The organism is Brucella daejeonensis (assembly GCF_014199265.1).
Classification (GTDB): domain Bacteria; phylum Pseudomonadota; class Alphaproteobacteria; order Rhizobiales; family Rhizobiaceae; genus Brucella; species Brucella daejeonensis.
The window spans coordinates 1-4967 of sequence record NZ_JACIJG010000043.1 but is presented as its reverse complement, the minus strand read 5'-3'; the positions used below and the strand labels follow the sequence as shown (position 1 = coordinate 4967).

Below are 4967 nucleotides of genomic sequence, written 5' to 3'. Positions count from 1 at the left end.
CCCGATACGACAAGACACGAAAATCCTTCTCGGCATTCCTCGCCCTGGCAGCCGCAAAGATATGGCTGCCATACTTTGTCAACAGGACCTAGGAGATGAGGTGTCATAGTCCGTCAATCCAGGGGTATCTTGGCCTCGAACCGTTCGAAACAATCCGCGATGCGTTTGGTCGGCAATGGGGTCCGCCATTCATTCTGGACTATTTTTGTGTCTGACCTTTCCCATAACGAGCAAGCTGAGAAAAGCGCTTGCTGCGATAAGGGCCACGAACACTGCGAAACCGACGCCGGCGACTGCCAATCCCAATGGAGCTGCCGCTAGGCCGACGCCCATGACGGGCAACGCCTGCGCGACATAAAGCACCAGGAAAAAGGTGGATGTGATTTCACCACGGCTGGCCACCGGGCTTTGTTCGGCCAAAGCTGCGAGGGAGGCGCGAAAGCTCATCCCTTGCCCTAGTCCGGCGATGGCCGCCCCGGCGAGCAGTATTGGCAACGAGGATGCCACGATGCTCATCCCTGTTAACAAAACCCCTGTGGATAATGCCGCTGTCCCGATCAACATCGCTGACCGATCCCGCATTTTCGTGCTGGCAACCTGCCCGATGGCTGAAAACCCGAGCTGGGCGAAAACGATGAGCCCGCAGACCAGATGGTTGGTAACGCCAAGGACCTGAATGAGAAGCGCTGGGGCCACCGAAGCAAATAGACCGAGTACGGAGAAGCCTGCGATGCCCGCAGTAGCCGCCGCTATAAAGGTGCCGCGGACCTGGGCAGGAAGTCCTAGACGTTGAAACTCCCACTTGAAGGGCTGTGCAACCCGATCAAGCGGTTCGGCGATCATGACAATTCCGATGATCGCGACGAGGACGAGCCCTATATGCGATAGATATGGCAGTGTCAGTGGGGCGGCTGTAAACTCTGCAAGTGCACCTGCCATGACGGGACCCAAGCCGAGGCCAAGCATATTGACCAGGGCTGCGATAAGGCTGTAGCGCCGTTGTGCGCCTGGCGGTGCAAGGTCGGTCAAGGCCGCCGTGGCGGTTCCGGTGAATATGCCGACCGACAGTCCCGAAAGAATCCGGCCGAGAAACAGAGCCGCAATACTGTCCGGTATGAGAAACACGGCACTGCTCAACAGTGCAAGCGCGAGACCGGGCAGCAACAAGGCCCGCCGCCCGACCTGATCCGACAGGCGCCCGAAAAGCATGAGAGCGATGGCAACCCCGACGGCGTAGGTGGCGAAGATCGTCGTGACCATCAGCCCGCCGAACCCGAGGTTCTCTTCGTATATAGGGTATAGCGGCGTCGGAATGGTTGGGCCAAGCATTGTGACGAAGAAGGCCGCTGCAATCACCGCGACAGCCCGGGGGCCGCGCAATGCGGCCCCCTTGTGTTTGCCTTCAGGCAACGTCCGTTGTGACATCTTAGTTGCCAACGTTCTGAGACGAAATCATTCGCCGGTGCTCGATACCTGGCATGGCAAGGCCCGCCCGGCTGTAGATCCGGTCTCGCGATTTCGATGCCAGCTCTTCGATGCCGAAAGTGTTTTGCAGAATGCCGTCCGATTTCACGACCTTGCCTGCGACCATGACATAGGTCACGTTCCCGGAATGCGCACCGGTGACGATTGTTGCGGCAACATCCGTTGCCGGCAACAGATTGACGTCGGTAAGCCGTATCATGATCAGATCAGCTTCTTTGCCGGGCGTGATGCTGCCGGTGCGATCGTCGATACCGCAGGCGCGTGCGCCGTTGATCGTGGCAAAGGCAAGCAGATCGCGAGAGTCGAATGTCGGCAGAGCCTCCAGATTTCTCTCCATGAGACCAGTCGCCCCCGCACGGACCAGTTGCTGGTAGACCAGTGCGGCGCGCATTGCGCCAAACAAATCGCCCGCAGCCGAGGTTTCGACGTCCAGGCTCAGGCTCGGACGCAATCCAGCCGCAACCATGCGGTTGGTGGCAGGCTGTCCAAGCCCTGGCATGAACGCTTCGATCGATGAGGCAACCGAGACCTGCGCACCGTGGTCGGCTATCATCCGCAACTCTTCATCGGTGGAAGTGCAGCCATGGATGAAGAGCATGTCGGGGCCGAGCAGACCGGCATCGTGGAGTTTACGGACCGCCGCCTGCTTGACGCCCCACTCACCCAGCCCGACGTGCATGCTCATCTGCAATCCAAGGTCACGGGCAAGAGCGATATCCTGCGTAGCGATATCGATGGTGGACAGCTCCGGTCCGCGCAGCATTGCCGCAAGAGTGACACGCGCAGAGTCATCCGAAAGAACACTTTCGCGGACTCGGCGAATGTCGGCTGGATGGGCACGTACGCTACCAAACTGCCAGGACTCGGCCTCCGTGGATGGCCACCCGTAGGCGAACACGGAACGAATGCCCGATTCCCAATGCGCTGCAATCGCGGCATCGGCGTGCGCCGGGCTGTTCATGATATGCGATTCATCGCGCACCGTGGTCACGCCTGCGTCCAGCGACATTAGGTCCGCCGCGAGATTGCCGATGCGGACGTCTTCCGGTTCCAGATGGGGCCCAAGTCCGATCTGGACATGGTTGCGGTACTCCGCGTAGGTCCAGGACGGGTCCAAACCTCTCAACGCACCCTGCCATGCATGCCGATGCGTATCGATGAAACCAGGCAGGAGGGCATGGCCCGAGCCATCGACCACGGTTGCTTCGTCGTCCCGTAGACCGACGCCAACCTCAGCAATCTTTCCGTTCGCGACCAGAACGTCGCCCACGAATTCGCCGCGCTCGTCATCCTGCGAAAGGATGTACGCGCCCTTGATGAGAATACGTTCATGTGAGGCACTATTCATTACACTTCTCCTATTTAGTCTTATGCAGGATCACGCCGCGTGGCTGGCCCTGTTAGCAATATGCTCGATGATGGTGGGTCGGCTGGGCTTCCAGCCGAGTTGTTGAGTTCCGGTGCTGACGACCTGCTGGTCGAGCAAGAGAGCCTCGCCGAGGACGCCCAGTCGATCGACGGTCGCTGCAACCCCCTCGGCTACCACGCGGCCTTGCAAGCCAATCGCTTCGCTTGCGGCGATGGTGATTTCCCTCACGGTCGGGTTCGTTCCGTTCGCGCCGATCAGATATGTGCCCGCGGGGGCTTTTTCGAGGGCGAGTACGTACAGTTCCGCAAGATCGTCGACATGCACATTTGTCCAGTGTTGCTCGCCTCCGCCGATGATCGCGAGCGCCTGCTCATCCGAGCCAATTCGCGGGCCATTGGTGATGACATGCAACAAAGCATCTCCGCGTCCATAGGCAGTAGCGGGAGAGATTACAGAGCTTCGAACACCAACGGCGCCCAGGACGCGCTGGGTGATTGCGGGGCGCCAAGCAGTGATCTGTGGCGCGCGAAAGGCTGTCGCCTCCGTGATCGCTCCGCCGCTTCCGTGATCCCAGATCCCGGCCGTCGAAACGAGGGGCTTTCCGGTTTGTCCGAGGCCATCCAGAATTGCAGTGATAGCGACGTCTTCAGCTTCGGCGCTGGTCTGATCGCCGGGCGAGGCAAGGTGGATCACGCCGTCTACCGTGGCGGCGAGTTCTCGCAGAAATGTGGGATCGGTTATATCGCCGGGGGCGGCAATGGCTCCTCGTTCACGAACCCCGTCCGCCTTTGACTCGCTTCGCACTACACCGACGACATCATGCCCGGCCGCAACCAAAGCGTCGAGTGTAGCCGATCCGATGTAACCGCTGGCACCTGTAAGTAAGACCTTCATGGGTTAGCTCCTTCTTTGTGGATGGCCCATTCATGAACCATTGCAATCAATCGCGTCCAACGATAAAAAGAGATATCGTCATTGAAAAAAGCGATTAATGGAGATGGGCGATGGACCAGCGACGACTCGAAGCCTTCGTGGCACTCGCGCAGGAACTCAATTTTACGCGGGCCGCCCATCGACTGAACATGACGCAATCGACGCTGTCGGCGGCGATGAAGGCGCTGGAGTCGGAGCTCGATGTGGTACTTTTCGACCGCTCTACCCGGTCAGTCATGCTAACACAGTCCGGCCGAGCACTGCTTCCTTACGCGAGAAAGGCAATCGATGCGATTGATGCTGTTAGAGGAGCTGCGCATCCATCGGGCGGGCTAAGGGGAAGCCTCACCGTCGGCATGCTAAGCGGCCTTAGATTGGTCGATGTGCCGGCGCTTGCTGGCGATTTTCACCGCCGCTACCCTTCTGTACAATTGCGCCTGCAGACCTCGCGGCGAGGCACCGGAGAACTCATTGAACGCATTAAGGAAGGTAGCGTTGATGCAGCCTTTGTCGGTACGAACATCAACGATCCACAGCTTCGGGTCACACCGATACGATCCTATCTGCTCCATCTTGTTACCCCTGCGAATCACCCTCTCTCGGGGCGCCAGAATGTGACGCTCGCCGAGATTTCTCGTGAGCCGTTTGTCGACATGCCGTTTGGTTTCGGACAACGGGCCGTCATCGACGACGCATTTGCTCAACATTCACTTTCGCGACCCGTCCTGGTGGAGGTGGCCGACCTGACCACGGTTCCCGAATATGTGGCCCATGGTCTTGGTGTGGCGCTGTTGCCACCGGAATTGGTGTTGTCGAGCAAGCACGATCTTTCGATTGTCCCGATCGCTGGCGCGGATATCTCCTGGACCCTCAGCGTTATCGTTAAAGCTGCGCACCCGGCTAGTTCGACAGTAGACGCATTTCTGGACCTGATCCCGCGCCATACGCGCGGTGAGCTCCCATTTTGAATTTTTACGCCCGCTTGATCGATATGCAACAGGCCCCAATCATGACGAATGGCAAATCGGAAGTGCGTGAGACGGTTGAAGAATCCCTTTATCCGCCTAAGAATATCCGTCCCGCTCCTAGGTCCTGTTGACAAAGTGGATTCCCAAATCAGCAGAAGCGTGATTCAAGACTGCTTTTTAGGAGGCAGTTTTGGCTCGCGGCGACCTGACAG

4 protein-coding genes and 1 pseudogene are annotated in these 4967 nt (G+C 58.8%); 2 read left to right on the top strand and 3 right to left on the bottom strand.

Annotated elements, in window-relative coordinates:
• Positions 1-92: pseudogene (locus FHS76_RS22985) on the top strand (IS5 family transposase); the annotation flags it as partial.
• 97 nt (positions 93-189) lie between these two features.
• On the opposite strand, the gene FHS76_RS22285 reads toward FHS76_RS22985, so the two are convergent.
• The 3 genes from FHS76_RS22285 to FHS76_RS22275 form a co-directional block, all read right to left on the bottom strand.
• The gene (locus FHS76_RS22285; RefSeq protein ID WP_210306209.1) at positions 190-1356 is read right to left on the bottom strand and encodes an MFS transporter; all 1167 of its coding nucleotides are present in this window, start codon (positions 1354-1356) and stop codon (positions 190-192) included.
• Between the two features lie 70 nt (positions 1357-1426).
• On the bottom strand, positions 1427-2833 hold the full coding sequence (locus FHS76_RS22280; protein ID WP_183658493.1) for an amidohydrolase family protein: 1407 nt from the start codon (positions 2831-2833) through the stop codon (positions 1427-1429).
• A gap of 30 nt (positions 2834-2863) precedes the next feature.
• Positions 2864-3748, bottom strand: coding sequence for an NAD-dependent epimerase/dehydratase family protein (locus FHS76_RS22275; protein ID WP_183658479.1), 885 nt, complete (start codon positions 3746-3748; stop codon positions 2864-2866).
• Between the two features lie 110 nt (positions 3749-3858).
• On the opposite strand from FHS76_RS22275, the gene FHS76_RS22270 reads away from it, so the two are divergent.
• Positions 3859-4755 carry a LysR family transcriptional regulator gene (locus FHS76_RS22270; RefSeq protein WP_183658476.1) on the top strand — a complete coding sequence of 299 codons (897 nt, stop codon included), beginning with the start codon at positions 3859-3861 and terminating at the stop codon, positions 4753-4755.
• Positions 4756-4967 lie beyond the last annotated feature (212 nt).

Bases quoted from the DNA above. Each gene is read 5' to 3' on its own strand.
- FHS76_RS22280 (WP_183658493.1), bottom strand. From the start codon at position 2,833: ATGAATAGTGCCTCACATGAACGTATTCTCATCAAGGGCGCGTACATC.
- FHS76_RS22275 (WP_183658479.1), bottom strand. From the start codon at position 3,748: ATGAAGGTCTTACTTACAGGTGCCAGCGGTTACATCGGATCGGCTACA.
- FHS76_RS22270 (WP_183658476.1), top strand. From the start codon at position 3,859: ATGGACCAGCGACGACTCGAAGCCTTCGTGGCACTCGCGCAGGAACTC.